Origin of the sequence: Streptomyces sp. AV19 (assembly GCF_015999245.1) — a bacterium.
Taxonomy (GTDB): domain Bacteria; phylum Actinomycetota; class Actinomycetes; order Streptomycetales; family Streptomycetaceae; genus Streptomyces.
Window position 1 is genome coordinate 1 of the sequence record NZ_JAEAMR010000096.1, and the last position, 1,414, is coordinate 1,414.

Here is a 1,414-nt window from a genome sequence, read left to right on the forward strand (position 1 = left end):
CATGTACCGCGCGATCACGGACCCGATGCTGGACAGCCTGCTGGCGTACTGGCCCTTGGAGGACATCGACGGCTCGCTGAGCATGGCGTCCGCTCTCACCTCCGGATCGGTCATGGAGATCTCCGGGACACCGGACCTCGCCGCTTTCAGCCGCTTCCCCACGTCCGACCCGCTGCCCGTCATGACCGCCTCGTCCTTCGGCGGCGGGATCGCCAAATACTCGACATACAGCCAGCTTCAGGTGCGGTTCCTGCTCTTCGTGCCCGCTGAGGGACTCCCGGATGCCCAGGTGATCTGCCGCCTGACCATGAACTCCATCACCCTGAGCTACTTCGACCTCACCTATGAAGCCCTCACCGGCGGAGTCCGGCTGCGCCCCCTCGACCTCGACGAGGCCCTCCTCGCCGGGGGAGTCGACGAGTTCGGCGACATCCGGGGAAAGCTGCTGCGGGTCTCGATCGAACTGGCCGACACCAGCCCCGGCGTCGCCTGCACCGTCCGCCTGGTCGACCTGGAGCGAGGAACGACGACGGTCGGGACCGGCTCTCTGGCCCTCTCTTCCCTGTCCAGGCTGCGCTACATCACCATGGCCTCCGCGTCCCTCGGGCACGCCGAGGGGCTCACCGACAGCGTGGTCGGCCATGTCACGGCCCAGTCCGCCATCACGTCGATCACGGACATCGGCGTCCGGGGCAACCCGGTCGGGGAAAAGGCCGGCCGCCGTATCCAGCGGATGTGCGCGGAGGAGGGCGTCGCGCTCGACTGGATCGGCGACCTGGACGACACCGTCGCCATGGGCGGCCAGCCGAAGAAGAAGCCGCTCGACCTGATCCAGGAGTGCGTGGAGGCCGACCTCGGCGTCCTCTACGAGAACCTCGCGGTCTTCGGTCTCGGCTACCGGCCGCGGACCTCGCTGTACAACCAGGACGCGGTGCTGACGCTGTCCTACTCGGCGAACCAGCTCTCGGCCAGCCTCGACCCCGTCGACGACGACCAGTTCACCCACAACGACATCACCGTCACCCGCGACGGAGGCGGCACCGCCCACACCTCCCTGACCACGGGGCCCATGGGCACGGCGGACCCGCCGGCCGGGATCGGGATCTACGGCGACCAAGTCGGGCTGAACATCGAATCGGACGCCACGCTCGACGACCAGGCGTCATGGCGCCTGCACATGGGCACCGTGGACGAGGCCCGGTACCCGCAGATCAGCCTCAACCTCGCCCACGCCACCTTCGTCAACAACCCCGCGCTGAAGGCCGCCGTCCTCGACCTGCGCCAGGGCGACCGGATCCTCATCACGGACCCGCCCGCGTGGCTGCCGCCGGACGACATCAGCCTCATCGTCCTCGGATTCAGCGAGACGATCGACCACTTCGAGCACCGCATCACCCTCAACTGCGCCCCGGCC

1 pseudogene is annotated in these 1,414 nt (G+C 68.5%); it reads left to right on the forward strand.

Features of this window, described 5'->3' with window-relative positions:
- Nucleotides 1-112: 112 nt before the first annotated feature.
- Nucleotides 113-1,414, forward strand: a pseudogene (locus I5Q34_RS33735) (hypothetical protein); the annotation flags it as partial.